We start from the raw sequence: 26,710 nt of genomic DNA, 5'->3' as shown, positions 1-26,710 counted from the left end.
AACCTGCATCTATGTAGGCAATTGGTTACTTTTGAAGCCTTAAACCCATTCTGATGAAAACAATCGACGATTATAACTTTGAAGACAAAAAAGCCTTGATCCGTGTTGATTTCAACGTACCCTTGGATGCTGAATTCAAGGTGACCGATACCAGCCGTATCGAAGCGGCCAAACCGACTATTCTCAAGGTACTTGAAGATGGGGGTAGTGCGGTTTTGATGAGCCATCTGGGTCGTCCAAAGGGCCAGCGCAACGAAGCGATGTCGTTACGGCATATCTGCGATACCGTTTCGGATATCATCGGCGTACAGGTGAAGTTCGTAAACGATTGTGTAGGGGAAGAAGTGGCAGAAGCGTACCAAGCCCTACAGAGTGGTGAAGTCTTATTGCTCGAAAACCTGCGTTTTTATGGTGAAGAGACCCAAGGAGAAGCGAACTTTGCCGAACAACTTTCGGCTTTTGGTGACATCTATGTGAATGACGCCTTCGGTACGGCCCACAGGGCCCATGCGTCGACTACGGTCGTGGCCGATTACTTTTCGGGGAACAAGTGTTTCGGATACCTTCTAGCCAATGAGATCGTATCGATCGAAAAAGTAATGAAAACCGGAGAGAAACCCGTGACTGCGATTTTAGGAGGTGCGAAAGTCTCTTCGAAGATCACCATTATCGAAAATATTTTGGACAAAGTAGATCATTTGATCATCGGGGGTGGAATGACCTATACCTTTGTCAAGGCACAAGGCGGAAAGGTTGGCGATTCGATCTGTGAAGATGATAAAATGCAGCTGGCACTCGACATTTTAAAGCAAGCAGCAGCGAAGGGGGTACAAGTACACATTCCGGTAGATGTGCTGGCAGCCGATGCTTTCGACAATAACGCGAATACCAAATTTGTTGATGTCGACGCTATCGAAGATGGCTGGCAAGGGCTGGACGCCGGTCCGAACACCTTGGCCAATTTCAAATCGGTGATCCTAGCATCGAAGACCATTCTTTGGAACGGTCCGGTCGGTGTATTTGAAATGCCCAGCTTTTCGAAAGGTACGATAGCCATCGGGGAGTATATCGACGAAGCTACCCAAAACGGAGCCTTTTCTTTGGTTGGCGGCGGTGATTCCGTGGCGGCGGTAAAACAATTCGGGTTTCAGGATAAGGTGAGCTATGTTTCCACTGGTGGTGGGGCGATGCTCGAAAGCCTTGAAGGCAAGACTTTGCCTGGGATCGCAGCAATATTGGCCTAAGCAGGGCGTTGTTATTGGGTAGGGAAGGTGCCTTGAAACTCGGGTTTAACACTGACGATTTTAATTTTTCAGGAAAAAACCCCATTTTAGACGGCCCCAAGCCAAACCACTGATACAATGCAACGAATTATACGCTTATTTTACGTGGGCATGCTCTGTTCTTTGAGCACGGTAAACGCCCAGATACAAGACTCCATAACCCAACAAGCCAAATCGGCCGACACCTTGGCCACCGCACCCTTGTTATTGACCACTCCGACTGCGAACACGGTATCGGATGCCCCCCTTAATATTCAAGCGGTCAAGACCGATTCGGGCTATGACCTGAAGGATCTTGAAGAGGCCTACGCGTACGACAGCCTCTGGTTGGACGAAATGGTGAAAAGCGCCCCCTTGTTCGAAGAAATGTTGGAGGAAATCGAAACACCGACCACCGACGCCCCACAAATCGAGCTGCCCACCGACACCTTGAAGGCGCGCTTGGCCCGCTTGAATGAAAAGACCCCTTTCAATATAGCGTACAACCCATCTTTGGAAAGCGTCATCAAGTCGTTTTTGACCCGTAGGAGGGATTTGATGCAGCGCATGTTGACCCTAAGTCAATTTTATTTCCCCTTGTTCGAGCAAGAGCTCGACAACCAAGATATTCCGCTTGAGGTGAAGTATCTGGCCATCGTCGAGTCGGCCCTCAACCCAAAGGCGCGCTCCAGGGTCGGCGCCAAAGGGCTCTGGCAGTTCATGTATGCCACGGGGCGCATGTACGGTCTTGATGTCAGCAGCTATGTCGACGAACGCAACGACCCCATTTTCGCAACGAAAGCCGCTGCGAAATACTTGGGTAAACTACATGGAATCTTTGGTGACTGGGACCTTGCCTTGGCGGCTTACAATTCTGGCCCTGGCAATGTAAACAAGGCCATACGCCGCTCTGGGGGCTACAAGAACTATTGGAATATCAGACCACATTTGCCCCGTGAGACCGCAGGGTATGTCCCTGCTTTTTTGGCTACGATGTATCTGTTCGAATACGCCGATGAACATGGCTTACGACGCGAGAAAGTCGAGCGGGCTTATTTTGAAACCGACACCGTACACATTAAGAACTTGATCACCTTCGATCAGATTTCCGAATTGGTCGGCATTTCCGTGGCCGAACTCGAGGTCTTGAACCCATCCTATAAACTCAACATCATCCCCAAAGTAAAGAACAAGACGTATGCCCTAAGGTTGCCCTTGAAACATCTCGGCAAATTCGTAACCAATGAAACCGCCATTTACGCACACGTGAAACAAGAACTGGACTCCCTTGAGAAACCACTTCCGAAGTTGGTCAGTAGCGGCGATCGAATCCGCTACCGGGTCCGTAGTGGGGACTATCTTGGAAAAATCGCCCAACGATATGGGGTCGGAGTAAGCCAAATCAAAAGATGGAACGGCCTTCGAAGCAATAATTTAAGGGTAGGACAGCGACTCACGATTTACCCAAGACGGATACCTGCGGCTAAAAAGGCGGTCGCACAATCCAAGACGAATTCACAACCCATCAAATTACCGAATGATCCAAACAAGATCCATGTCGTTCAATCAGGGGATTCGCTTTGGACCATTTCACAAAAATACCCGGGCATTTCCATCCAAAATCTCCGCGATTGGAACGGCATTCGGGGCAACAACCTGCAACCCGGTACGAAACTGAGGTTGTGTAACTGTTCTTCGTAAACCTAGAATCAAAAGGAGCGCGGTCGTCCTCCCTTTATTGAATGTCGCATTGACGCATCGTTTGGCCCATGCCACTCATTTTTGGCCTTGCGGTCATGATTATTTCATACCTTTAAATCATGATGCGAACGATGCGATTTTCAGTACTCTTGGGCCTTTTGTGCCTCTTTTCCTGTAAGCAGAATACAACGGGCGAACGATACCTGCCTCCCTCGACTGGAGGGGTCAATACCTTAATGGTCGTTATGGACAATGAACTGTGGCGCGGAGCGGTCGGTGACCGCGTTCGGGAACAGTTCGCTAGACCCGCCCTTGGCTTATCACCTACCCAGCCGATCCTAAGCCTTACGCAGATACCGCCACAGGTCTTCAGCGGTGCGGTGACGCATTCAAGATCGGTACTCTTCGTACAGCAAGATACCCTATCGATCGGTCATGTGAAGACCGACGTTTATGCCAGGCCCCAAAAGGTAGCCGTTGTAAAAGGAGGGACGTATAATGAGTTGGTCGACAACATCGACAAGGTTGCCGACAATGCCATTGCATCGTTCCGCGCGGTTGAAATGCGCGAGGCACAAAAGCGTTTTACCCGTTCCTTGAACCGTGAACAAGCCCTACAAGAGGAATTCGGTATTGAAATGACCATACCGTCGGCCTACAAAGTCGGAAAGCGGGAAGACAATTTCGTATGGATCGATAGACAGATACCGAAGGGAACCATGAACATCATAGCTTATAGTATGCCATGGGATAGCTTCACCAATGACTCCACCTTCGTACGTGATATCGTTGCGATGCGTGACTCGATAGGAAAGAAATATGTGCCCGGCCCTTATGAGGACACTTTTATGATGACCGAAAAAGCATTCTCACCCTATGTCTTTCCTGCCGAGATCGGCGAGAAGAAAGGCGCGGAAGCCAAAGGGATTTGGGAAATCAACGGCTACCCCATGGCAGGTCCGTTCTTGACCTATATTATCAATGACAAAGCGAATCAACGGAAAATGGTGATCGAAGGTTTCGCCTTTGCCCCATCGACCGCAAAACGGGAATACATGTTCGAACTCGAATCCATATTGCGGACCGTAAAATTTCTCGAAAAGGAATAAAAAAAGCCCGGATATTCCGGGCTTTTTTTTGGTTCGTTATCAAGGTCAGAGACTTTCTATGATAAATTCTGAACGACGGTTTTGTTGGTGCTTCGTTCGATCGCATCCGGGCCCGCCCTTGCAATCGTTGATCGGATATTGCTCGCCATACCCGATCGCGCTGGCGATTTTAGAGGCATCGATGCCACGTGAAACCAGATAAGCCTTTGTGGCTTTCGCACGCTTGTCAGACAGGTAATCGTTGTACGCACTGGGGCCTCTGGAATCGGTATGTGATTCGATCTTAATGACCATGTTCGGATACTTTTCCCAAACGGCGACCAATTTATCGAGTTCCTTCGATGCATCTTGACGAATGTTGGCACTATCGAAATCAAAGTAGATGATTTCGGTCTTCAGTTTCTTGACCCCGTCTTCGACCACGATCATATCGTCGATTCGTTTTAATGGAACGGTCAGGTCGATGGATTCCCGTTGTTCGGTATTGACCTGTTGCTGGTCTTCAAGGTAGTCTGAAATCGAGGTACGCACCACGTAATCGGTTTCAGGACTTAGGTTTTCAAAGCTAAAGCTGCCATCTTCCGCGGTAAGCGTTTCCGCGATTTTCTCATTGTTGTTGTCATACAGGGCGACCACTGAATTCGGCATGGTGGCTTCGGTCAGTACATCGGTAACGATACCCGTAATCGCCGAGGTCTTCTCGACCACAGGCGCCTCAGGTTCTACCCCTTTGAAGGCATAGATGTCGTCATCGCCCTTTCCACCTTTGCGGTTCGAAGCGAAGTAGCCAGTGCCCTCAACCTCATCGACGATATATGAAAAATCGTCACGGGTACTGTTTATCGGTGCCCCTAGGTTCTCAGGCGTGGCAATGGCATTGCCGACATAACTGGCTTTGTAAACATCCAATCCGCCGATACCCGAGCTCCTGTTCGATGAAAAGTATATGGCATTTTCAGTAACGTAAGGAAACATTTCCTTTTTATTGGTGTTGATGGATGCCCCGAGATTCCTAGGCTCTGAATAGGATCCATCTTCAAGCAGATCGACCACATAAAGATCGGTACCACCGATGCTTCCAGGGCGGTCTGAAACGAAATACAATTGTTTTCCATCAGGACTAAGCGCCGGATGACCGGTAGAAAAATTATCTCCATTGAAGGGTACTTCATCGGCTTCCTGCCATTCCCCATCTACTTTTTTGGAGACGTAGATCTTCAAATGATTGATGTTCTTTTTCGAACGCTTTAAGCGCTTGCCGAAATTGTTCCTTGTAAAATACATGGTATTGCCATCGGAAGAAAACGCAACAGCGGCCTCATGATATTTGGTATTGACCTTTTTCGTCAGCTTCTTCGCATTCGAAAGCTCACCGGAGTCTTCATTGCGATTCGCTTCATAAAGGTCTAAGAAGGGTTGGTTGTTCCATTTATACCGTTTGGTACTAAAAAAGCCCGAATCAGCAGCTGAAGAGAACACCACCTTACCATCGTTCTGGTACATGGGAGCGAAATCGGAATACTTTGAATTTACCGCAAGGTTCTTGACGATGATATCGCTCTTCTTTTCCAAAAGGGTCTCTTTCATGCTATCATCACCGAAGTCGGCTTTGTTGAACGCACGAAGGATACGCTTGGCGCGTTGTTTCCTGCCCGTACCTTTCAAAGTGTGGACATACTTGAAATAGTCGTTTTCCGAAAAGCTGTCGCCATGGTTTTTATAAAGCAGGTCATACCAGTGGTAGGCCTTTTCCATGTTACCTACGAAATAGTGGGAATCACCTGCGTGCTTCAAGAGTTCCTTTGAAGGGTTCTTTTGATCTTCAGCCAGGGCAAGATCATAATATTTAGCTGCCTCGGCGTACCACATTTTATCGTAGTACTCGTCGGCTTTCTTGATGAGCTTGCTCTTCACGTCTTTTTGTTTGAGCAGCTTTCGCCTTTCCTTTTTGCTTAAGTTTTCGTCAACGATGCCCGGTTCGACGAGCGAGGGTTCACTTTCAATGGAACCGGCGTCCTCGAATTCCAATTGGGTAACCGTTTGGGCTTGGAGAACCGTGATCGAAAGCAGGGCAAGAATGCAAAGTATCCTTTTCATGGTGCTTTAAAGTAGTTATAGTTAGGTCAGTGTTTTGGGCATATGGCAAGGCATAGGCCACCTATAATACATATAACGCCTAAAATAGCGGATGTGCCGCGTAGAAATTATTTTTTGTTGTGAAAAGGGACTTTTACAACATGAAACCAAGAAAAAAGTGCGTTAGGCCAGAATGATAGTGGGGCCTAAGGATAGCGCGGGAAGTAGGGGAATGTTGACTACGAATCGAGCCCTTTGTTGTCTTCCAATTTCTCATCCTCCTTCGAGGCATCCTTGAATTCTTTGATACCGCTTCCCAGTCCACGCATCAACTCAGGAATTTTTTTACCTCCGAATAATAAGAGGACGATGACCACTACAAGTACGATCTGCCATGGTCCGACTAGTCCAAGAAAAAATGTAAGTGCGTTCATTTGGTGAAGAATTTGAAGGGTAAAAATACTAAAAAGAAGTGACAAACCCTCTTAACAAACGCCCGAAGCGTTAATAAATTGTTCGTTTGTCGCGCTTCTTAATTCTATCACAAAAACGGTGCTCGACCTAGAGAATCAAAATCTAAACTTATCTTTGTTACTATGGCCAAGAGCAGAAGAAAGCAAAAGGACATCCGCAAGAAACTCTTGCACAAATACCGCTTGGTGATATTGAACGAGAACACCTTCGAAGAGAAGATCTCCTTTAAGTTGAACCGAATGAACGTTTTTGTGACCGGAACGCTGTTCATAATCGTGTTGATCGGGTTCACCACCTTGCTGATCGCTTTCACCCCCTTGCGCGAATACATTCCGGGCTACTCTTCTACCCGATTGAAGCGACAAGCCACTGAACTTACCTATAAAACGGACTCTTTGGTCACCGTTTTAGAATATACCAATAGGTATTTATCTAATGTACGTATGGTTTTAAGGGGCGAAGTCGAGAATAACGAGACCAATCGCGATTCCCTTTTTGAGAAATACAAGTTGGATCCCTCAACGGTCAATCTCAATCCGATCCGTGAAGACCTTGAACTTCGAGAAAAGGTTGAATTGGAAGACAAATACAACCTCTTCGAACGCAATGTCAACGATTTGGGAAAAATCCTATTCGTTCCGGTCAATGGATTGATATCCCAGGAATACGATCCAAAGAAGAACCATCTCGCGGTCGATGTGGTCGCGCCTAAGGATACCCCGGTAAAATCGGTGGCCGATGGCACCGTGATTTTTTCGAGCTGGACCTCCGATACAGGTTATGTGATCCTTATCGAGCATCGTGATGGCCTGACCTCAGTTTACAAACACAACGGCTCGCTCAGCAAGGCCCAAGGCGAGCGGGTGAGTGCCGGAGAGGTCATCGCTTCGATAGGCAATACCGGTGAATTGACCACCGGGCCGCATTTGCATTTTGAGCTTTGGATTAACGGAAAACCCGTCAACCCCCAAAACTATATTGATTTTAAGTAAGCCTGATGTCGCTTAAAAGTTTTGCCGCCAAAATCTTCGCCAGACAGATCGTTATGAAGACCGAACGTTGGGCCAAGGACCCCGTCGGATCGCAGCGCAAGGTGTTCAACGACCTGATTGCAACCGCCAAGACCACCGCGTTTGGCCAAGACCACCGATTTGATACGATACGTACCCATACGGATTTTATTGAACAAGTTCCGGTTCGTGATTATGAGGCCTTGAAGGGCTATGTAGAACGGATCATCGCTGGTGAAAACGACGTGTTATGGCCTGGACAACCCTTGTATTTCGGAAAAACCTCGGGGACTACTTCAGGGGCCAAGTACATTCCGATCACCTCGGTCTCGATCAAAGAACAAGTGGCCGCCTCGCGAAATGCCATCTTAACCTACATCCATGAATCAGGTAATGCGGATTTTGTGGACGGAAAGATGATCTTTTTACAAGGGAGTCCGGTATTGGACACCAAAGGCTCGATCAAATCGGGGCGATTATCGGGCATATCGGCACATTACGTGCCGGCCTACCTACAAAAGAACCGACTGCCGAGCTGGGAAACCAATTGTATCGAGGATTGGGAAACCAAGGTCGACGCTATCATTGAGGAGACCGAGCACGAAAACATGACGGTCATTGCGGGGATTCCATCATGGGTCCAAATGTATTTTGAGAAGTTAAAGGCCAAAACGGGACAACCGATAGGAAAGCTTTTCGAAAATTTCCAACTCTTTATTTATGGAGGGGTCAACTACGAACCCTATCGGGCCAAATTTGAAAACCTCATCGGAAGAAAGGTCGCTAGTATCGAATTGTTTCCGGCCAGCGAGGGATTTTTCGCCTATCAGAATGCCCAGAACGACAAGGGCATGCTCCTCTTACTTGACGCTGGCATTTTTTATGAGTTCATCAAAGTCGATACGTTTTTTGATGAAAACCCGGAGCGATTGACCATTGAAGATGTGGAGTTGGGCACCAACTACGCCATGATCATCAGCACCAATGCCGGGCTATGGGCCTATAATATCGGTGATACGGTGCAATTCGTTTCGCTTTATCCGCATAAGATCATCGTATCCGGAAGGATCAAGCACTTCATCTCCGCCTTTGGCGAGCATGTGATCGCCAAAGAGGTCGAACAGGCCATGCAAGAGGCCATTCAACAAACCGATGCCCGGGTTACCGAATTTACCGTGGCTCCCCAGACCCAATCGATCGACGGCCAATTGCCCTATCATGAATGGTTCGTCGAATTCGAGAAAAAGCCTAGCGATATGGGGGCTTTCGCCGAAGTGCTCGACCGATCCATGCAAGCTCAGAACAGTTATTATTTCGATTTGTTGGAGGGCAATATCCTACAACCTGCCAAAGTCACCCCGATCGCCGAAGACGGTTTTACCGCCTACATGAAAGCGATCGGCAAATTAGGGGGCCAGAACAAGATCCAAAGACTTTCGAACGATCGCAAACTGGCCGACGCCTTGACCCCTTTTATGGCCACGACCTAATTTAGTAAGGGAATTCGTGTATTTTTGCCATGAAAAAGCGAAATGGCCCAAAAAGTTAAGGAAACGACCCGCGCACAAGAATCCACTAACGCCATAGAGCGGTTGTACATCACGATGCGGCACCTTTTGAATCGAGGTTTCTACAAACCCTCAGGGGTTTCAGGTAGGGCCCTTCGAAATGCCCTCTTGGTGCTACGCCCCGAAATATATGGATCGATTGCCGAAGAAAAAGCCGAATTGAGCGGCTTGATCTATGTGCTTGAACGACTGCCTGAAGGCATCGAGCAATGCCGTTTCATCAACATGACCTCCGATGAGGGATTTTCAAAGTCCCACCTGCGTCCGATAATTCCACCGAAAAGACGACGCAATTGCTATCGTATCGATGACGAACAAATGAACATCGAAATTACGCGTGGCCGATCCGATATCTATGATATTTTGACCCACTTGACGTTTTTGTACGTCGAATCGAATAAGATCTGCCATAGGGTCTTGCTCGAGGATGGCAGTACTATTCGCGACTGGCAGAAATTGGCCGCCTTCGTTGAAGAAGGTATCGAAGACGAAAACGAAAGACAGGTCACCTTGATCCATACGGCGAATATTTTGGGCCGATCCTTCGATGAGATAACCGATATCCATGAAAAGCTCGCTACGGAGTCCAATGTCGACCGCTTTTTGAAGATCATCTATTGGCTAGGAAAACTGGCCATCGAAGAAGAGCTCACGGGTAACAAGCGCACCATAACCTTTAGCCCCTTGCTTCGCGAGCGCCTTGGGCATCATATCCATGGTGAGCGCTGGGCGAATACCATTAAGGAAGCCTTGCACCGCAATCAATTGCATGAACGACCGATCCATATCATCAGTGCGAACATGCACAGCGTGATGAATTCCTTGTTCGCCAGGAAAACCTTGGCGAGTGAATTTCCCGATGGCAGTTCACTGGACATCTATGAGGCCTTGAGTGCAGACGCCAATAAAAAATTGCGCAAAAAGGTAGAGGCCACGGCCCAGAAGAACGGCATGATCTTTATTGATGACGAAACAGGGGCCAATATCGACACCCAAATTTTCGACGTGGCCAAATTCGGCGCTGAAACCTGCTGTTATCCCTTATCGAACGATACGGACCCATCGGAAAAACCGGTTATTTTCGTGATGGACTACGCCTTTGGCGAACAGGCTTACGAGACCATTGACGAACTCTTGAAACCATTTGAGACCCAAGGGGAAAAACACTTTTTGAACGTGGCATCGATTTCGGTCATGGGCAAGGCCGGTATACTTGAGGGCGGAAAAGGCGATTTGATGATCCCTTCGGCCCATATTTTCGAAGGCACGGCCGACAACTACCCCTTCGAAAACGAACTCTGTGCCGCTGATTTCGAAGACCATGGCCTAAAGGTACTTGAGGGCACCATGGTGACGGTGCTCGGAACGTCTTTGCAAAACAAGGACATCCTACAGTTTTTTTACGATTCGACCTGGAAGGTCATCGGACTGGAAATGGAAGGGGTGCACTATCAAAAGGCGATCCAATCGGCCTCCAAGATCCGAAAGAGTATCAAGGGTGACGTTAAGGTGCGCTATGCCTATTACGCTTCTGATAACCCGCTTGAAACGGGGAGCACCTTGGCTTCTGGCGGCCTAGGTACCACGGGGGTCAAGCCGACCTACTTGATTACCGACAAAATCTTAGAACAAATTTTTAATGCATAACAATGAATGAACAATCCAAAAATCCCGGTTCCGATGAAGTCGATTTGGGACAACTGTTCCAATTATTAGGGAACGCCATTTCCAAATTTTTCGCATTTATCGGTAGTATATTTACCGGTTTGTTTCGAGCGGTTATGATTTTCCTCCTTTTTATCCAAAAGAACTTTATTCTATTCGTCGCAGCTGCTGTTTTCGGTGGAGTCGGCGGATATTTTTTGGACCAATACAAACCGCGGAAGTACATTTCGAAGATGGTAATTGAACCAAACTTCAATAGTGTTCAACAGCTTTATAACAATATCGATTTTTATAACGATTTGGCTAAGGCCGAGGATTCAGTCGCACTTTCGAACGCCCTGGGAATAGCTACAAGTGACGCCGGAACGATTGTTGAAATTTTTGTGGATTCCTATTCGGATGAGAATCAAAAAATCAAACTTTTTGACGAATTCGTACGTGATTTGGATACAACCACGGTCAAAGCTCTGGATTTTGAAAGTTATCTTAAGAACTTTAACTCCCTTGATGCCAGGTTCCATCAGATTTCGGTGGTGAGTACCGACAATAAAGTGGCCAAGAAAATCCAACCGGCCATCATCTCATCGATTTCGGCCAATGATTACTTCAAACTACAAAAGAGCATTAGTGACATCAACTTACGGCTCCAAGACTCAATTTACGTCCAACAGCTGGTTGAAATCGATTCGTTACAACGCCTTTACCAGACCGTATTGGTGAAAGAGGCGGACAACCCCATGCAGGGCACGAGCATTAACCTCGCGGATAATGGTGAATCCCAAAATAAGGAGCTCGCGCTTATCCAGGAAAGGGAGGTGCTGAAAAACAGACTGGTGAAGTTGAATGAAGAACGCGCCAATAAGTCCGCCATACTAAATGTTATCAGTGATTTTCCAGCTCGAGGGGTCAAACAAAAAGGGTTCTGGAAAAGTTACCTCTTTGTCTTGCCCATCGTTTTGGTGGGTGCCGTTCTATTTATGTTGTCAATGATTCAATTGAATAGTTTTCTAAAAGAATATAAGCGAAGTTAGGATTAGCGCATCCATACGCAAAAAAAGCAATTGTCATTTGAATCCGAAAGCAAAGGAATCTATGCAAGAAACCGCATTTTAAGGCAGTGTTTTTCGCAACAGGAATAAGAGCTTTAACAGTAGCGTTTTCCTTGGAAGAACATTTGGAAATGGAATGCGCAAAATAGACCTGAGACGGTTCAAACCACTTGAATTTGAACCTTTGATATAGGAAATGCAGGACAATAATTGTTGTAAATTTGAACCAAGAATATTTTAAATCAATAAAAAGTGAATTACCAAAAACCAAATGTAATCGCAGAAATCGGTTGCAATCATAAAGGCGATTTCGATATTGCCATTGAACTACTTGACCTTGCCAAGCTTTGTGGTGCTGATGTGGCGAAGTTCCAGAAAAGGAACAACAAAGAACTTTTAACGGACGAGCAATACAACGCCCCCCACCCGAACCCGGCCAATTCTTATGGTGATACATATGGGGCGCACCGGGAATTTTTGGAGTTCTCGGTCGAGGAACACCAAAAACTCAAAGAACATTGTGACACCATCGGATTAATGTATTCTACATCGGTCTGGGATGTGACTTCGGCCAAGGAAATGATTTCTTTTCAACCCGAGTTGTTGAAGGTGCCTTCGGCTTGCAATAATCATTTTGAAATGCTGAAGGTCTTGCGTGATGAGTTTTCAGGCGATGTCCACCTTTCATTTGGGATGACCAATCAAGAGGAAGAAAGAAAGATCATCGAGTTTTTTGAGGAAACCGGACAGGCCAAAGACCGTTTAGTGGTGTATTCCTGTACCTCAGGATATCCAGTTCCCTTTAAGGACGTTTGCTTGTTGGAAATCACGCGACTGAAGGAAACCTATGGAGAACGCGTGAAACATATTGGCTTTTCCGGCCACCATTTAGGGATCGCCATTGACAATGCCGCCTATGCCTTAGGGGCGAATTGGGTAGAGCGACACTTCACCAAAGATCGAACTTGGAAAGGCACCGATCACGCAGCTTCCTTAGAACCTGCCGGTTTGCGAAAATTGTGCAGGGATTTAAAAGCGACCTATGAATCATTGGCGTATAAGGCGGATGAAATCCTGGAAATTGAAAAAGTGCAACGCGATAAATTGAAATACCGAGGCAATTAATGGCTGTGGTCGCTTTCATTCCGGTACGGGGAGGAAGTAAATCGATTCCTTTCAAGAACATTAAGGACTTTTGTGGAAAACCTTTGGTTTATTGGACGGTTAAGGCTGCTGTAGATTGTACACGAATAGACCGCGTCGTCGTTGCTACCGATAGCGAGCTCATCAAAAATACAGTGGAGGGGTTCGGCCTCGAAAAAACCGAGGTTTACGAAAGAAAATCCGAAAATGCCCAAGATACTTCTTCTACGGAAAGTGTTATTTTCGAATACCTCGAAGCTGAGGGTTTGTCCGATAATGAACGTTTCATCCTAATTCAAGCGACTTCCCCTTTTTTGAGCTCCGGGGACCTTAATAAAGGCCTTGACCTATTGTCGACCCATGATTCGGTCCTTTCCTGTGTCAGAACCAAACGGTTTTTCTGGAACGAAGGCGGTGCCCCATTGAATTATGATTACAACAATCGCCCAAGACGACAGGATTTTGAAGGGCTTTTGATGGAGAACGGTGCGTTCTATATGAATTCGGTCGGCAACATCATAGCGTCGAATAATAGGATTTCAGGAAACATTGGGATTGCGGAAATGCCGGAATATACCGCGGTCGAAATTGACGAAGAAGAAGATTGGATCATGGCCGAATCGCTGATGCGAAGGTTCCGTGCGCCTGAAATCAAGACGAAAAGAAATATTAAACTTTTCCTTTCCGATGTGGATGGGGTTCTGACCGATGCCGGAATGTACTATTCCGAAAATGGGGATGAGTTGAAAAAGTTCAACACCCATGATGGAAAAGGCTTCGAATTACTTCGAAATGCGAACATAAAAACCGGGATCGTAACTTCTGAAGAAACGAAAATAGTTGAAAGAAGGGCAAATAAGTTAAAGGTTGATTTTTTATACCAAGGCAAAGCACATGGTGGCAAATTGGAGGCCGCCTTGGCTGCCTGTCGTGAACTAGGGATCTCCTTGGATGAGGTGGCGTATATCGGTGACGATATCAATTGCTATGAACTATTATCCAAAGTTGGATTTGCGGCCTGCCCGAATAACGCACTACAGCGGATTAAAGCAATACCCGGAATTACCATTCTCTCAAAAAGCGGTGGCGAAGGCGCCGTAAGGGAAATGGTTGGGATTATATTAGACTGAATAATGGATAAACAACGAAAGTGGACCACGATAAGGGAATATTTTGGTTTAAAATACCTTGAGGCTGCAATTTCTTACTTTCTCGTATTCTTTATTTTTTTACCGCTTTTAAAGCGAAAAAAAACGAATAAAGGTGACCAAATCGAAACACGGAAAGAAGGGAAGACCAAAATCCTTTTATATGGTGCTTACGGAAATCAAAGTGTTGGAGACGATGCCATTCTCCAGTCCATTCTTGAAAATCTCGACGAACAAAAATTCGATATCACCATATCATCGTATAGACCGTATTTAACACAACAGGTCACCTCGCATAAAGTCATTTGGCAAGGAAGGACCTTAGACGGACTCTTCTACATGTACCGAACCTTGAAAACGACCGATATATTGGTTTTTGGAGGGGGCGGGGTCTTAGAGACCCATAACAATTCCATGACGACCACCGTCGGCATGATGTATAAGCTATCCAAAGTCTTTTTGGCGAAATTGATGAATGTCAAAGTATACTGTTTTGCCATTGGTTCGAATACGAAGCCATATAGCAAACCGGTGTACAGGCTGGTTGCAACATTGTTGGACATCATAGATGGTATTTCGACCAGGGACCGTAAATCATACGCCTTTTTAAAGGCAATAAACCCTGAATTGAAAATTTCTTCCCTGGCCGACCCCGCCATGTTGCTGGGTATGGAATTACAAAACAACAGTTCGCCGAAAAAAGTCCAAATAGGAATAAACGTGATGCCCTATTACAAACTGCTACAGGGCGATAAGTCAAAACTTAAGGCGATTCGCACTGAAATTGCCAAAAGTCTTGACCTCCTAATCGAGAAATGGGATTGTAAAATCACATTTATCCCAATGGTCCTTGGTGATGACACCAGTGAACAAGAGGCGATTTACGAGCTTATTGACCGAAAAGCATCAGTTGTGATCATGCCACCTGATTACACCCCCGACGAATTGATGCGGATCTTATCCGGTTTTACGGTTTTCATCGGTACGCGCCTGCACCCTAATATTCTGGCGTACAATGTCAACACCCCGATTGTAGGTATTGCCTATCACGATAAGATATTTAGCCTTTTCGATCATATCCAGAGACCAGACGACGTGCAATCGATTCAAAGCGTTTCTTCTGCGAAACTCGTTGCATCCGTTGACGCCATAATTGCCGACTTTGAAAAGGTCAAATCGGACATGCTTTCGCGCCAAGCTGAACTGATCGATTTAGCCAAACGCAGTTTTACGGAATTGGAAACCATGTAGCACCTGGGTCAATGAATAGAACGAAGATCGTCAAATCCTTTTCCCTATACACCATAGGACAGTTTTTGACCCAAGCATTATCGTTTATTCTTCTCCCGATCTATGTGTCGAAACTAAGCACTGAAGAATACGGAATCGTTGCGTTCTTTATGGCATTCGGTGTCTTTTTGAATGCCATCATGCAATACGGCTTCGGGGCTACTATTATGCGCTACTATTTCGATTTTAAAAGCGACGCTGAAGGGTTTAAGTCCTTTTTTTCGTCGGTTTTGATATTTATGGTGGCGACCAATATTGGGCTTATACTCCTTTTGTCAATGGGCTATTCCAGTCTTTTTGAATTGTTGGGGGTCGAAATCGATTATGACCGATATATCGCATATGTGCTCGGGTATTCGTTTCTCTTTACGTTTCCAATATTGAACTTGACCCTTTTCAGGGTGAAAGATCAGCCGGTGAACTATCTTCTTTTCAATCTGGGTCAATTTGCGATGTCATTGGCCGCGATCTATTATTTCGTCGCCATACTGGACGGGGGGGCACTAGGGAAGATCAAAGGGGAGTTCTGGGCACGCATCCCTCTTTTCTTAATTTCGATCGTCTTGTACGCGAACTATTTCACCATCAAAGGATTAAGCTGGGGCCATATAAGAAAAGCACTAAAATTCGGCATCCCCCTGATGTTCCAATCCATGCTTTGGTGGGGACTGTATCGATTGGACTACTTTTTAATCGAAAACGTGCTGGGAAGTCAATATCTCGGACTCTACAATGTTGGATTTCAAATTTCCTTTGTCTTGATTACAGTGGGGATATCGTTCTCCTTGGCGTGGACCCCCCATTTCTTTTCCATAGCAAAGAACAAGAACACTCCGGAGGTATATGGAAGACTGATCGGCAACTTTTTGATGCTGTTGGTCTTGTTGGCCAGTGCGATACTGTTCTTCGGTAAAAAGATCTTGATTGTTATCGGTGGATCGGAATACCTTGGGATATTCGAGTTTTTACCCTGGTTGCTCTTTGGTGCGATTTTCCAAGGTTCGTACTATTTGATCCATCAAACGATCCAGTATTCGAAAAGAACCATTTCCATACCATTGATCTTGGGCCTGGGCGTGCTAATCGGATTTTTCTTGGAGTACTGGGCAATTGGTTATTTCGGCCTGATAGGCCTAGGCATTGTTAAGTTTGTGGTATTTATGGCCGTTTTTCTAATGACCTTTGCGATTGGGCAACGATTTTACAGGATGAAATTGCCCTTCCATAAGATTTGGATATCGTTCGTAATACTCCTGTTGAATTATGCCGCTACCTTTTATTTTGGATTGGACCTCAACTCCCTTTTGATAAAAGGAGGCTTATTATTGGCAAACGTAGTCGCTATTTGGTTTTTATTACCCTTTTTCTCAAAGGAAGAAAAGAACATTGTTATTCGAAAATTCAAGACGATATGAGAAACATCTGTTTTATCACAAACTATAAGAAGACCTATTTTTTTCACGCCTTGGCAAAGAAATTGGAAGGACATGGGATCGGGGTCTATTGGATCGTATTGAACAATAAGCTATTTGATTTTTTGGCCCCAGAGTACGGGCACGACTCCTTGTTACTGATCAATAAGGAGATGGGGGATAAGGACAATCCGGAAATCGGCGAATTCAAACTTAACGAACTCGTTGCCGTTGATAGGGCGCTCAAGTTTTACGGAGACTGGGGTTATGGCTACCTAAAGAATATTCAAAAACCGGTTTACGACTTTATAAAGGAAAAACGGATATCCTTTATTTTTGGCGAGACCACATACGCCCACGAGGTTTTGATACACCGTATTTGCCGGAAACATAAGGAGCTCAACTGTACCTACCTACACCCCCAAACTATTCGAATACCCGGATATCATTTTACGTTTCTTGAGGATGAATTTCAGTCGAAAATCTATCAAAAGGTGGAATTCGACACCTACAAAGATGGTCAGGAGATAGAAATCAATCGCCCAACTGAATCGGTCTTAGTTGAAAAAATGGTGAAAAAGTCGATGGGGTTATTCAGTAAATTCAAGCGTGCAGGCAGGTTCTTCACTTTAGAGAATTTAGAAAAGGACGACCCTTCCATTTCCCCAACCAACCTCAAGGGAAGGTTGCGAAAAGGGTTCAGGGAGGAATGGAACAGATTGACATATCCTTTGGTGAAAACCCACCCTTTTGAAGAATTCAAGTCGCATGACTTCCTGCTATTCACCCTACATAAACAGCCTGAAGCCTCCGTTGATATCGTTGGCAGGTATTATGATGACCAGTTTAAGATCATCCAAAGTATTTGGAGGATTTTACCTGAAGACCATAAGTTGGTGGTTAAAGAACACACGAACGCCATCGGCGATCGCTCATTTGGGTTTTTTAAGAAAATCAAGAACCTAAGAAACGTGGTCTTGGCCGATGAAGGCATTAACTCCCACCTATTGATACAAAATTGCAAAGCGGTATTCAGCATTTCAGGTTCCGTGGCGTATGAAGCGGCACTTTATGGAAAACCCGCCTTCCTTTTCGCGGATATCTTTTTCGATGGGTTAAGAAATTGTCATAAAGTGACCTTTGAGACTTTTCGTGATATTCAGGACTTTGACGAACTGCTATCGAATTGGGCAAAAGACAAAGAAAACAAAATGTCGCTTGGGGCATTTTCGAAATTTCTTCTTACCCACAGTTCAAAAGGGTTAATTTCAGATCCATTAACAGACCCTAAGTGCATGGAAGATGAAAATCTCGAATCCGTTGCCGGGGCATTTAAAAAACTGCTTGTTTGAAGTTAGGATTGTTCACCATAATCGCTATTGTCTATTTCTTTTTCAATTCTTTTGGACTTCCCTTTGGATTGCGATATACCTTGTTCCTTGCACCTTTCCTGTTTTTTCAGGTTTCAAAAACCTATTGGCGCATTTTGTTGCTCTATGTGCTATTGGCGTTCTTTTATTTCATAATACACTATGTGAACGGAATCGTAGATTATTTCGAATATTTCAAATCGTTCTTGCTCCACTCTGCGGTCATGTTTTTGGTAATCGGGTTTTACCACCGTCTAAAAAAGAAACCGGAATCGGTCTTCGAGGCAATAAGGAATTTGACTTGGCTGAATCTAATCGCGACCCTTTTTGCGGTTTGCGTCATTTGGATTCCCATTGTTTCGGATAAGATTTGGAGAATGGATTATTCAGCCGATAGTTCACCGCAATTGCGCATGTTGACGTATGAACCTTCCTACTATTGTTTATTATTGGCTCCTTTGTTGTTTTATTACATCAGCAAAATTGAAAAGAACGCGAAATTGACAAACGTAATTTTGCTGGGCAGTTTGGTGGCTTCCCTGCTTTTATCGAGATCGCTGGGCGTCATTGCGTGCATTATTCTGAGTTTGGCCATTAATTACGTCCGATTGGATTTTTTGAAAAAGAAGCGGAATCTACAGTTGCTGTTTTTTACATTTTTGATCGTTACGACAGGTTTGGCCACATTGGTTATCGTAAACCCCGACAATGCCCTGGTGATTCGAACACTGAATTTTATCAATGGGAAGGATATTTCCGGATCTGCACGTGTTTTTGATGCGTGGGTACTTGGGTATCGCATTTTGGAACAGAAAAGCTACCTGTTCGGAATCGGATGGGGCCACATTAAGATTTTGGGTCATGAAATCATCTCAGAGTTCTATAATTACGGCAGTTCACTGAACAAAAGGGTGACCATCCCGAATTCAGCAGCCGAATTTTTTGTGTTTTTTGGCTTTACGGGCCTTTTTCTAAAAGTATGGGTCGAACTCCATCTTTTTAGAAAAACGAGGGTGCGGACAAGCCGGTATAGGAGCTTTTTGTTTTGGTTTATTTTTATATATCAGTTTACCGGCAGTTTTTCCTCTAATTTAGCCGAATATGTAATTTGGGTATTGGCTTTTACGCAAATTCGGATACCCGATTCAGGCGTAGGTACTGAAAAACCGGTAACGTGAACTTTGGGCGGAAATGAGAATAGGGATAGATGCTAAATGGTTTTTTACGGGCCCTCCAAGTGGCAGGGTTGTGCTGATCAATTTACTCTCCGGAATGCTTGGTCCCAAATATGGCTCCCATCAGTTTTATATCTTCTTGAACAAGGAAGATTTTGAAAAAGAATTTCCATTTCAAGCAGCTAATGTTCATTTGGTTTATGTCAAACGGGTGAACAACCTCCTTTCAAACACCTTTGTATTGCCCAAGTACCATAAAAAACTTAACCTAGATGTAACCTTATTTCAAAATTTCGGCCCACTTTTTCCAGCGGTTAACAGCATCGTTTACATCCATGATTTGCTTTTTTTGGATTACCCAGGTTTTTTTTCACTTAAGGAAAAGATCTATTTAAGACTAATCGTTCCTTTGGCCAAAAAGGCCAAAAGCCTAGTTACCATTTCAGCGACGGAAAAGGAAAGAATCATTGCGCATGGTCTTGCAAAACGAAATAACGTCCATTTTGTGCATCATGGGGTCAGCAAGGAGTTTCGACCTGCATCCGATTTTGCCGATGCAGAGTTGGTAAAAACGCAAAAAGACTATGGTTTACCCAATGGGTATGTGCTTTTTTTGGGGCGGTTGAATATCAGGAAGAACATCAAATCCTTATTGATCGCCATGAAGGACGTAGATGTCCCTTTGGTAATCGCGGGGGCCAACAGTCATAAAACGGAAGATCTGGAAGAAGTAATTGCCAACAATGGGCTCAAGCATAAGGTTATCTTTACCGGACATATCGCCGATGGTGATTTGCCCAAGGTCTACGCTTTGGCAACGGTGTTCTGTTTTCCCTCCTTCGCTGAAGGGTTTGGTCTTCCGCCGTTGGAAGCAATGGCGAGCGGTGTCCCGGTAGTATCTTCCGACCGAACTAGTTTGAAGGAGGTGTGTGGGTCCGCAGCGCTCTTTATTGACCCCGACCGACCTGAAGCGATCGCTAAGGCTTTGAACACACTTTTACACTCCCCTGCGAAAAGGGAACGGTTGATCGCCGAAGGGCATCATAGAGCGGCACAGTTTAACTGGGACAAAGCTTCAAGGGAATTAATGCGGATAATCGAAAAAGTATGATAGCTAAGCTGATTTCAAAAATCAAAAAGAACGACTCCTACGCTATTGAAAGCAGCTATTCTAATTATGAATGGTTCGTGATTCTGTCGGAACGCACGACCCAGTTGATAAGAGGCCTTTGGGGCAAACTTTGGTTGATAAAAGCGAAAGGCCTGTTTTTCAGGGGCAAAGGGGTGAGGGTAAAACAAAGGAAACTGTTTTCGGCAGGTCGGAATTTGATCTTGGAAGACGGGGTGTATATTAATGCGCTTTCAGAAAAGGGTATCCGATTCGGTGACAATGTCACGATAGCGAAGAAAAGCACCTTGATCTGTACCGGGGTTATTGCCCAAAAAGGAACGGGAATCAGTATTGGAGACAATTCAGCGGTAAACGCTTACAGCTTTCTTGGTGGCCAAGGAGGTATTCGCATTGGCAATGGCGTCATTATGGGGCCACACGTTAAGATTTTTTCTGAGAACCATGTTTTCGACGACGCATCGAAACTCATCAAAGACCAGGGGGTAACTCGAAAAGGAGTGGTCATCGGAGACGATTGCTGGATAGGCGCCGGGGTGTCGATATTGGATGGCGTAACCCTAGAGAACAGGACCATAGTAGCCGCTGGAAGCGTGGTAACCAAGAGTTTTCCAGGAAACTGTGTCTTAGGGGGCGTTCCGGCAAAAGTCTTGAAGAACCTTTGAAGTCCGAAAGCGACCAACCGATTGAAAAGATAGATGGAAAACCAAATTCAAAAGAAAAATAACGGAACAATCGGCCCATGGAACTTCACGCTACGAACGGCCATTATTTCTTTGATATGCGCATCTTCTATTGTGGCCTTTTATTATGGTACACAGTACCGGGTTGTGGACGATTCCATTGAGACCGTACAGCTCATCTCGAAAAAATCGGATAGCTTGGAAAAACCGATCTTGTTTCCTTATCTGGACAAAGACCCGAAGGTTGATTTAGGGACCGTATTTAAATTTCAATGGCAAAACGATACTCTTGCGAGAATTTCGGGACTGGGCGATTTTGACATCAGAAAATTTCGGTTGTACTTCATTGGGCCTGCGGAAAATTATCCATTAAAGCGAATGGAGTATTTGAATCGATCGGACGAGTTGATCGGTTCGGTCAGCAGCAACCAATTTAAGGTCGGGGAGCACGTAAAGTATAGGGGGGATGCGAACTTCAACGTTTACAAAGCATATTCCTTTATCGAGACCCCGCGAACGATATTAAGTCGATTCCCAATTGTTAACCTGGTCCTTATAGTGATTTGCTTGACCCTAATCTTCATTTTCTTCTTTACGGTAAGCCACTTTTTCGACAGAATAAGGAATCTTGAAAAACAGGGGATAGTAGCAATTCTTTTTGTTACTTCCGTGTTTCTTTTCCATCCGTTGTTCAACGTTACACTCATATTGGGATTGGTATTTTATCTGCGAAGATTCAGCTTTGTGAAACTGGCCGCCAACAGAATGAACCTTCTATTTATAGCGCTTTTTCTGGTTTACGCAATAAGTGCCCTTGTTTCCTTTGAAAATGGCAGTAGGGAGTTTTCAACAGTAGAACGATTGCTTCCTTTAGTGCTTATTCCGATCATGTTCGTTTCCGTTGCTCCAAAGGCCCCCTTGTATTTTTTGGCCATGTTCGCGTGTGTTACCGGAATTGTCCTTTTCGGATTTGCCTTTTCGGATGTGCTATTGATAGGCAGTATGGACTTTTTGTCCTTTGACCATTTTGCAAATTTCTACCACCCGGTATATTTGTCGTATATGGTGTTTTTCGCCATTTGTTATGTTCAAGAACACTTTAGTTCTAAGACAAAATACGCGTTTCAATTAGCGCTTTTTGGCTTATTGGTCTTTTTGGGTTCCAAAATGGTTTTGAGTATGGCCCTGATTCTTTTCCTTCTATTCTTTGTTGACTATCGAAGCAATGGGAAAAAGGTGCTGCTGGTTGGTTGCGGCTTGTTGGCCGCTCTGATGTTGTTTCGACCGGTCCAGAATCGATTTAAGGAAATTATCGACTACAAAGACCTTTCCGTTCTAAATGAAACCAAGCTTGAACCGAATGACGACCGAATCAATGGGTTGACTTTACGACTGATATTATGGCGGGAGGCGTTTGCGACATTAGAAAATTGGCAGGAACGCATTTTTGGAAACGGTGCTGCGCGTTCAAAAGAGCGGGAACTGAAGCAACGCCTAGAAAAATTGGGCTTACGGCAACACATCGATTATAATCCGCACAATCAATTTATAGACACCTATATGAGAACCGGGATTTTGGGGTTGGCATTTTTACTGGCAATACCGATTTGGGCCGTTTATTTAGGAAAGAAGAAAGGCTACAGGATGTTAACCGTAGTCGCCTTATTTGCCTTTTTGTGTATGTTTACCGAGGCAATTTTCGGAAGAGTCAGGGGAGTGTATTTCTTTACTACGATATTCATACTTTTGACGAACAATCTAAGGCATGCTCAAAATAGCGATATTAGGAACAAGAGGCGTCCCGAACCATTACGGAGGGTTTGAACAATTTGCGGAATTTTTCTCCGTATTCTTGAAGGAACAAGGTCATGATGTATATGTTTACAATTCCCATAACCATCCGCATCAGGAACCTACTTTTAGAGGCGTTAAGATTCTCCATAAATTCGACCCTGAGTATCTTCTCGGCACCTTTGGGCAATTTATCTATGACTTTAATTGTATTCGCGATTCCAGAAAAAGGAAATTCGATGTGATCCTCCAACTTGGTTATACCAGTAGCTCTATTTGGGGGTGGATGCTGCCAAAGAAGAGCGTCATTATCTCAAATATGGATGGGTTGGAATGGAAGCGGACAAAGTATTCACCGCCAGTCCAGAAATTTTTGAAATATGCTGAAAAATTGGCAGTGAAAACCAGCGATTACCTTGTATCCGATTCCATAGGGATACAAGATTATTTGAAAGAAGAGTATGGAGCTGATTCGGAGTTCATCGCGTATGGTGCCGAGACGTTCAAGGACGCCGATGAAAACGTGCTTGCGGAGTATGGGGTAGAACCATATGGTTATAGTATGTTGATTGCAAGGATGGAACCCGAAAATAACATTGAGGTGATCTTGGATGGTGTTGAACTAGCTGGGAACGAAGAAAAGTTCTTGGTAATCGGCAACTATAAATCCACCAAATTCGGAAATTATCTATTGAAGAAGTTTTCCGATTCCAAGAAAATCCAATTCTTAGGAGGGGTTTACAATTTACAACACCTGAACAATTTGCGTTATTATTCGAATTTATATTTCCATGGACATTCGGTTGGCGGCACCAACCCGTCCTTGTTGGAGGCTATGGCATCCAAAGCCCTGATCGTTGCACATGATAACCCATTCAATAAATCGATTTTACAAGGAGAGGCCTTTTATTTTTCAAACAAAGACGAAGTAAAAGACCACTTACAAACACATATCAAGTCCGATTTCAGCACCTATCTCGATTCCAACTTTGATAAAATTGAAAAGAGCTATAATTGGCCAACGATCAACCATAACTATTTGTCCTATTGTCAAAGGTGTGTCGAATTGGACAAAAATGAAGGGTAAGCAAAAATGAAGACCACACGCATAGCCGATCAGTGATGTTCAAAAACGAAAAATACTTTGGTTTTATCCATCCGACGTCCTTAATTGTTGACTTATTGGTCATCAATTTGTTGGCGTTATACCTCCCGATTTTGTTTCGTTTCCCCTTGTTGTTCCACGGCTATATTTCCTTGGTTTGGATCATTATTTCGGTGAAGAATGAATTTTACAAGATCTACAGGTTTACTAAGGTGACCTATTTGCTTCGGTTGCTGTTTCGCCAATTCGTATTCTTTTTCCTAAGTCTATATGCGTTTATCGGCTTTTTTAAACAACCGAATATCAGTAGGCTGAACCTTGGGATTTTCTTTCTTTCCGTATTCATCGGGGTCTTCTTGCTCAAGTTCCTGAATTACTATTTACTTATGGCCTTTAGGAACAAGGTCAAAGGCAGCCTGCGCGATGTCGTAATTATTGGCAAGAACGAAAAGATCGACCGTTTGGTGAAGATGTTTCGCCAGCATGGGGAGTATGGGTACCATGTGATCAAGCAATTTTCACAAGAAGCGCCAGGTTTCAGTATTACCAGTTGTCTGGGCTTTATCCAAAACAACAATGTTGACGAAATCTACTGTTCAGTCAATGAATTCAACAATGAGGAAATCGGAAGGATGATCAACTATGCGGATAACCATCTGATAAAATTGAAGTTCATTCCCGATAACAAAGAGATTTTCACGAAATACTTAAAACTGGATTACTATGAGTATTTGCCAGTGCTCTCACTTCGTGAGATACCTTTGGAAGATCCATTTAACCGGTTTTACAAGAGAAGTTTTGACTTCATCTTTTCCCTGTTGGTTTTTATCTTCCTGCTATCGTGGCTTTTGCCAATTATAGGGTTGCTGATAAAATTGGATTCAAAAGGACCGATTTACTTTCGGCAGAATCGTCCTGGCTTTAATGAAAAAGGTTTTGGTTGCTACAAGTTGCGGACGATGAAAATAAATGATAGCACGGAAGTATCGGCAACCAGAAACGACCCGAGAATAACAAGAATAGGCGCTTTCCTGCGTCGAACGAGTATTGATGAACTTCCACAGTTCATTAATGTCTTGCTGGGTCAAATGTCGATTGTTGGCCCACGCCCCCATTTATGGCGCCAAAATGAAGAATACAATACTACAGTTCAAAAATACATGCTACGCCATTACGTGAAACCTGGAATTACGGGTTTGGCACAAGCCAAAGGGTATCGAGGAGAAATAGAAACCGGTGAAGACATTATCAACCGGACCCGATATGACTTTTTCTATATTGAAAACTGGTCCCTGTTACTTGATCTTAAAATAATTTTTCAAACGATGATCAGTGTGATTAAGGGGCAAGATAAAGCATATTAGGCTTCTGCTGTCCGCAACGTTTGAAGTTTAGAATCCGTAATCCTTGGTTTTGTGTTGCTTATCGAATATTTATGGTATAATGTCTTCAAAACGGAATAATTCATTTTCCATCTAAAGTCGAATAAGTACTTTTGGCAAAACAACCCACGTTATTCATGAAACGTACCCTTATTACCGGCGCGGCCGGCTTTCTAGGTTCCCATTTATGTGATCGATTCATTAAGGAAGGGCATCATGTCATCGGCATGGACAACCTGATTACAGGCGATTTGAAAAACATCGAACATTTGATGGCTCACGAGCGATTCGAGTTCTACCACCATGATGTCACCAAATTCGTTCATGTACCCGGAACTTTGGATTATATTCTCCATTTCGCGTCGCCTGCGAGCCCGATTGACTATTTGAAAATACCGATTCAAACCTTGAAAGTAGGGGCCTTGGGCACGCACAATCTTCTAGGACTTGCCAAGGAAAAGAAGGCGCGTTTCATGATCGCTTCGACCTCCGAAATTTATGGAGACCCCTTGGTGCACCCACAGACTGAGGAGTATTATGGAAACGTAAACACCATAGGGCCCCGTGGCGTGTATGATGAAGCGAAACGATTTCAAGAGTCGATTACCATGGCATACCATCGTTTTCACGGTTTGGATACCCGTATCGTACGTATCTTCAACACCTATGGTCCGCGTATGCGCTTGAACGACGGACGGGTGATTCCGGCTTTCATGGGTCAGGCCCTTCGAGGCGAAGACCTCACTGTTTTCGGTGATGGGTCACAGACGCGATCTTTTTGCTTCGTCGATGATGAAATCGAAGGCATCTACCGTTTGTTGATGAGCGACTATACGTTACCGATGAACATCGGAAACCCGCATGAGATCACCATCAAGGATTTTGCCGAGGAAATCATCAAGCTGACGGGTACCGATCAAAAGATCATTTACAAGCCTTTGCCGAAAGATGATCCCATGCAACGGCAACCGGACATCTCAAAAGCCAAGGAAATCTTGGATTGGGAGCCCATGGTCGGACGTGCCGAGGGGATGCGCAAAACATTCGAGTATTTTAAAACCCTCTCAAAAGCCGAATTGGAGAAAACGGAGCACCGCGATTTTTCAAATGTCAATAGGAAATAATTTGGCCGGTTCCCTGTGATAAACGCGGGGGAGGGGCTATTAAG

At 44.7% G+C, this 26,710-nt stretch carries 21 protein-coding genes; 19 read left to right on the top strand and 2 right to left on the bottom strand.

All coding sequences use genetic code 11. The features are described 5' to 3' along the window. The first annotated feature begins 53 nt into the window (after positions 1–53). The 3 genes from ABV409_RS04275 to ABV409_RS04265 all read left to right on the top strand — a co-directional run bounded on the left by ABV409_RS04275 (position 54) and on the right by ABV409_RS04265 (position 4,072). Entirely contained in the window at positions 54–1,244 is a 1,191-nt protein-coding gene (locus ABV409_RS04275; RefSeq protein ID WP_353876310.1) for a phosphoglycerate kinase, read from the top strand. Positions 1,245–1,361: 117 nt separating this feature from the next. After that, positions 1,362–2,963, top strand: coding sequence for a LysM peptidoglycan-binding domain-containing protein (locus ABV409_RS04270; protein WP_353876309.1), 1,602 nt, complete (start codon positions 1,362–1,364; stop codon positions 2,961–2,963). Positions 2,964–3,082: 119 nt separating this feature from the next. Beyond that, complete coding sequence (locus ABV409_RS04265) at positions 3,083–4,072, top strand: DUF4837 family protein (protein ID WP_353876308.1); 990 nt, start codon at positions 3,083–3,085, stop codon at positions 4,070–4,072. A gap of 45 nt (positions 4,073–4,117) precedes the next feature. Here ABV409_RS04265 and ABV409_RS04260 read toward each other — a convergent pair whose 3' ends face one another. Further along, complete coding sequence (locus ABV409_RS04260; protein ID WP_353876307.1) at positions 4,118–6,169, bottom strand: OmpA family protein; 2,052 nt, start codon at positions 6,167–6,169, stop codon at positions 4,118–4,120. A gap of 218 nt (positions 6,170–6,387) precedes the next feature. After that, positions 6,388–6,582 (bottom strand): twin-arginine translocase TatA/TatE family subunit, encoded by a 195-nt coding sequence (locus tag ABV409_RS04255; protein WP_353876306.1) that lies wholly within the window; start codon positions 6,580–6,582, stop codon positions 6,388–6,390. 162 nt (positions 6,583–6,744) lie between these two features. Here ABV409_RS04255 and ABV409_RS04250 point away from each other — a divergent pair, with 162 nt between their 5' ends. The 16 genes from ABV409_RS04250 (at position 6,745) to ABV409_RS04175 (ending at position 26,666) form a co-directional block, all read left to right on the top strand. Continuing rightward, positions 6,745–7,614, top strand: coding sequence for a M23 family metallopeptidase (locus ABV409_RS04250; RefSeq protein WP_353876305.1), 870 nt, complete (start codon positions 6,745–6,747; stop codon positions 7,612–7,614). Between the two features lie 5 nt (positions 7,615–7,619). Beyond that, positions 7,620–9,122: a GH3 auxin-responsive promoter family protein gene (locus ABV409_RS04245; protein ID WP_353876304.1), complete on the top strand. Its 1,503-nt coding sequence runs from the start codon at positions 7,620–7,622 to the stop codon at positions 9,120–9,122. Between the two features lie 42 nt (positions 9,123–9,164). After that, positions 9,165–10,847, top strand: coding sequence for a DUF6909 family protein (locus ABV409_RS04240; protein WP_353876303.1), 1,683 nt, complete (start codon positions 9,165–9,167; stop codon positions 10,845–10,847). 2 nt (positions 10,848–10,849) lie between these two features. Then, positions 10,850–11,896, top strand: coding sequence for a hypothetical protein (locus ABV409_RS04235; RefSeq protein ID WP_353876302.1), 1,047 nt, complete (start codon positions 10,850–10,852; stop codon positions 11,894–11,896). A gap of 270 nt (positions 11,897–12,166) precedes the next feature. Next, positions 12,167–13,039 carry an N-acetylneuraminate synthase family protein gene (locus ABV409_RS04230; protein ID WP_353876301.1) on the top strand — a complete coding sequence of 291 codons (873 nt, stop codon included), beginning with the start codon at positions 12,167–12,169 and terminating at the stop codon, positions 13,037–13,039. Beyond that, positions 13,039–14,187 carry a cytidylyltransferase domain-containing protein gene (locus ABV409_RS04225; RefSeq protein WP_353876300.1) on the top strand — a complete coding sequence of 383 codons (1,149 nt, stop codon included), beginning with the start codon at positions 13,039–13,041 and terminating at the stop codon, positions 14,185–14,187. Before ABV409_RS04230 ends, ABV409_RS04225 begins: the two co-directional genes overlap by 1 nt. 3 nt (positions 14,188–14,190) lie before the next feature. Beyond that, entirely contained in the window at positions 14,191–15,456 is a 1,266-nt protein-coding gene (locus ABV409_RS04220; RefSeq protein ID WP_353876299.1) for a polysaccharide pyruvyl transferase family protein, read from the top strand. 11 nt (positions 15,457–15,467) lie between these two features. Continuing rightward, positions 15,468–16,910: a lipopolysaccharide biosynthesis protein gene (locus ABV409_RS04215; RefSeq protein ID WP_353876298.1), complete on the top strand. Its 1,443-nt coding sequence runs from the start codon at positions 15,468–15,470 to the stop codon at positions 16,908–16,910. After that, on the top strand, positions 16,907–18,259 hold the full coding sequence (locus ABV409_RS04210; protein WP_353876297.1) for a capsular polysaccharide export protein, LipB/KpsS family: 1,353 nt from the start codon (positions 16,907–16,909) through the stop codon (positions 18,257–18,259). Before ABV409_RS04215 ends, ABV409_RS04210 begins: the two co-directional genes overlap by 4 nt. After that, positions 18,256–19,455, top strand: coding sequence for a hypothetical protein (locus tag ABV409_RS04205; protein WP_353876296.1), 1,200 nt, complete (start codon positions 18,256–18,258; stop codon positions 19,453–19,455). The genes ABV409_RS04210 and ABV409_RS04205 overlap by 4 nt, the downstream gene beginning before the upstream one ends. A 94-nt stretch (positions 19,456–19,549) precedes the next feature. Further along, on the top strand, positions 19,550–20,563 hold the full coding sequence (locus ABV409_RS04200; protein WP_353876295.1) for a glycosyltransferase family 4 protein: 1,014 nt from the start codon (positions 19,550–19,552) through the stop codon (positions 20,561–20,563). Then, positions 20,560–21,246 carry an acyltransferase gene (locus ABV409_RS04195; RefSeq protein WP_353876294.1) on the top strand — a complete coding sequence of 229 codons (687 nt, stop codon included), beginning with the start codon at positions 20,560–20,562 and terminating at the stop codon, positions 21,244–21,246. The genes ABV409_RS04200 and ABV409_RS04195 overlap by 4 nt, the downstream gene beginning before the upstream one ends. 576 nt (positions 21,247–21,822) lie before the next feature. Continuing rightward, positions 21,823–23,088, top strand: a complete 1,266-nt coding sequence (locus ABV409_RS04190) for an O-antigen ligase family protein (protein ID WP_353876293.1) — start codon at positions 21,823–21,825, stop codon at positions 23,086–23,088. After that, a complete protein-coding gene (locus tag ABV409_RS04185) occupies positions 23,030–24,142 on the top strand; it encodes a DUF1972 domain-containing protein (protein WP_353876292.1) in 1,113 nt (370 codons plus the stop codon). The genes ABV409_RS04190 and ABV409_RS04185 overlap by 59 nt, the downstream gene beginning before the upstream one ends. Before the next feature lie 35 nt (positions 24,143–24,177). Then, complete coding sequence (locus tag ABV409_RS04180; RefSeq protein ID WP_353876291.1) at positions 24,178–25,524, top strand: exopolysaccharide biosynthesis polyprenyl glycosylphosphotransferase; 1,347 nt, start codon at positions 24,178–24,180, stop codon at positions 25,522–25,524. Between the two features lie 155 nt (positions 25,525–25,679). Next, positions 25,680–26,666, top strand: a complete 987-nt coding sequence (locus ABV409_RS04175; RefSeq protein ID WP_353876290.1) for a UDP-glucuronic acid decarboxylase family protein — start codon at positions 25,680–25,682, stop codon at positions 26,664–26,666. The last annotated feature ends 44 nt before the right edge of the window (positions 26,667–26,710 follow it).

The organism is Flagellimonas algarum (assembly GCF_040513375.1).
Classification (GTDB): Bacteria; Bacteroidota; Bacteroidia; order Flavobacteriales; family Flavobacteriaceae; genus Flagellimonas_B; species Flagellimonas_B algarum.
The sequence above is the reverse complement of the archived record's forward strand: the minus strand, read 5'-3'. Positions and strand labels throughout refer to the sequence as shown.

What these genes read in the sequence shown, in the direction of transcription:
- ABV409_RS04275 (WP_353876310.1), top strand. Translation starts at nt 54, where the DNA reads ATGAAAACAATCGACGATTATAACTTTGAAGACAAAAAAGCCTTGATC.
- ABV409_RS04270 (WP_353876309.1), top strand. Translation starts at nt 1,362, where the DNA reads ATGCAACGAATTATACGCTTATTTTACGTGGGCATGCTCTGTTCTTTG.
- ABV409_RS04265 (WP_353876308.1), top strand. Translation starts at nt 3,083, where the DNA reads ATGATGCGAACGATGCGATTTTCAGTACTCTTGGGCCTTTTGTGCCTC.
- ABV409_RS04260 (WP_353876307.1), bottom strand. Translation starts at nt 6,169, where the DNA reads ATGAAAAGGATACTTTGCATTCTTGCCCTGCTTTCGATCACGGTTCTC.
- ABV409_RS04255 (WP_353876306.1), bottom strand. Translation starts at nt 6,582, where the DNA reads ATGAACGCACTTACATTTTTTCTTGGACTAGTCGGACCATGGCAGATC.
- ABV409_RS04250 (WP_353876305.1), top strand. Translation starts at nt 6,745, where the DNA reads ATGGCCAAGAGCAGAAGAAAGCAAAAGGACATCCGCAAGAAACTCTTG.
- ABV409_RS04245 (WP_353876304.1), top strand. Translation starts at nt 7,620, where the DNA reads ATGTCGCTTAAAAGTTTTGCCGCCAAAATCTTCGCCAGACAGATCGTT.
- ABV409_RS04240 (WP_353876303.1), top strand. Translation starts at nt 9,165, where the DNA reads ATGGCCCAAAAAGTTAAGGAAACGACCCGCGCACAAGAATCCACTAAC.
- ABV409_RS04235 (WP_353876302.1), top strand. Translation starts at nt 10,850, where the DNA reads ATGAATGAACAATCCAAAAATCCCGGTTCCGATGAAGTCGATTTGGGA.
- ABV409_RS04225 (WP_353876300.1), top strand. Translation starts at nt 13,039, where the DNA reads ATGGCTGTGGTCGCTTTCATTCCGGTACGGGGAGGAAGTAAATCGATT.
- ABV409_RS04220 (WP_353876299.1), top strand. Translation starts at nt 14,191, where the DNA reads ATGGATAAACAACGAAAGTGGACCACGATAAGGGAATATTTTGGTTTA.
- ABV409_RS04215 (WP_353876298.1), top strand. Translation starts at nt 15,468, where the DNA reads ATGAATAGAACGAAGATCGTCAAATCCTTTTCCCTATACACCATAGGA.
- ABV409_RS04210 (WP_353876297.1), top strand. Translation starts at nt 16,907, where the DNA reads ATGAGAAACATCTGTTTTATCACAAACTATAAGAAGACCTATTTTTTT.
- ABV409_RS04200 (WP_353876295.1), top strand. Translation starts at nt 19,550, where the DNA reads ATGCTTGGTCCCAAATATGGCTCCCATCAGTTTTATATCTTCTTGAAC.
- ABV409_RS04195 (WP_353876294.1), top strand. Translation starts at nt 20,560, where the DNA reads ATGATAGCTAAGCTGATTTCAAAAATCAAAAAGAACGACTCCTACGCT.
- ABV409_RS04185 (WP_353876292.1), top strand. Translation starts at nt 23,030, where the DNA reads ATGCTCAAAATAGCGATATTAGGAACAAGAGGCGTCCCGAACCATTAC.
- ABV409_RS04180 (WP_353876291.1), top strand. Translation starts at nt 24,178, where the DNA reads ATGTTCAAAAACGAAAAATACTTTGGTTTTATCCATCCGACGTCCTTA.
- ABV409_RS04175 (WP_353876290.1), top strand. Translation starts at nt 25,680, where the DNA reads ATGAAACGTACCCTTATTACCGGCGCGGCCGGCTTTCTAGGTTCCCAT.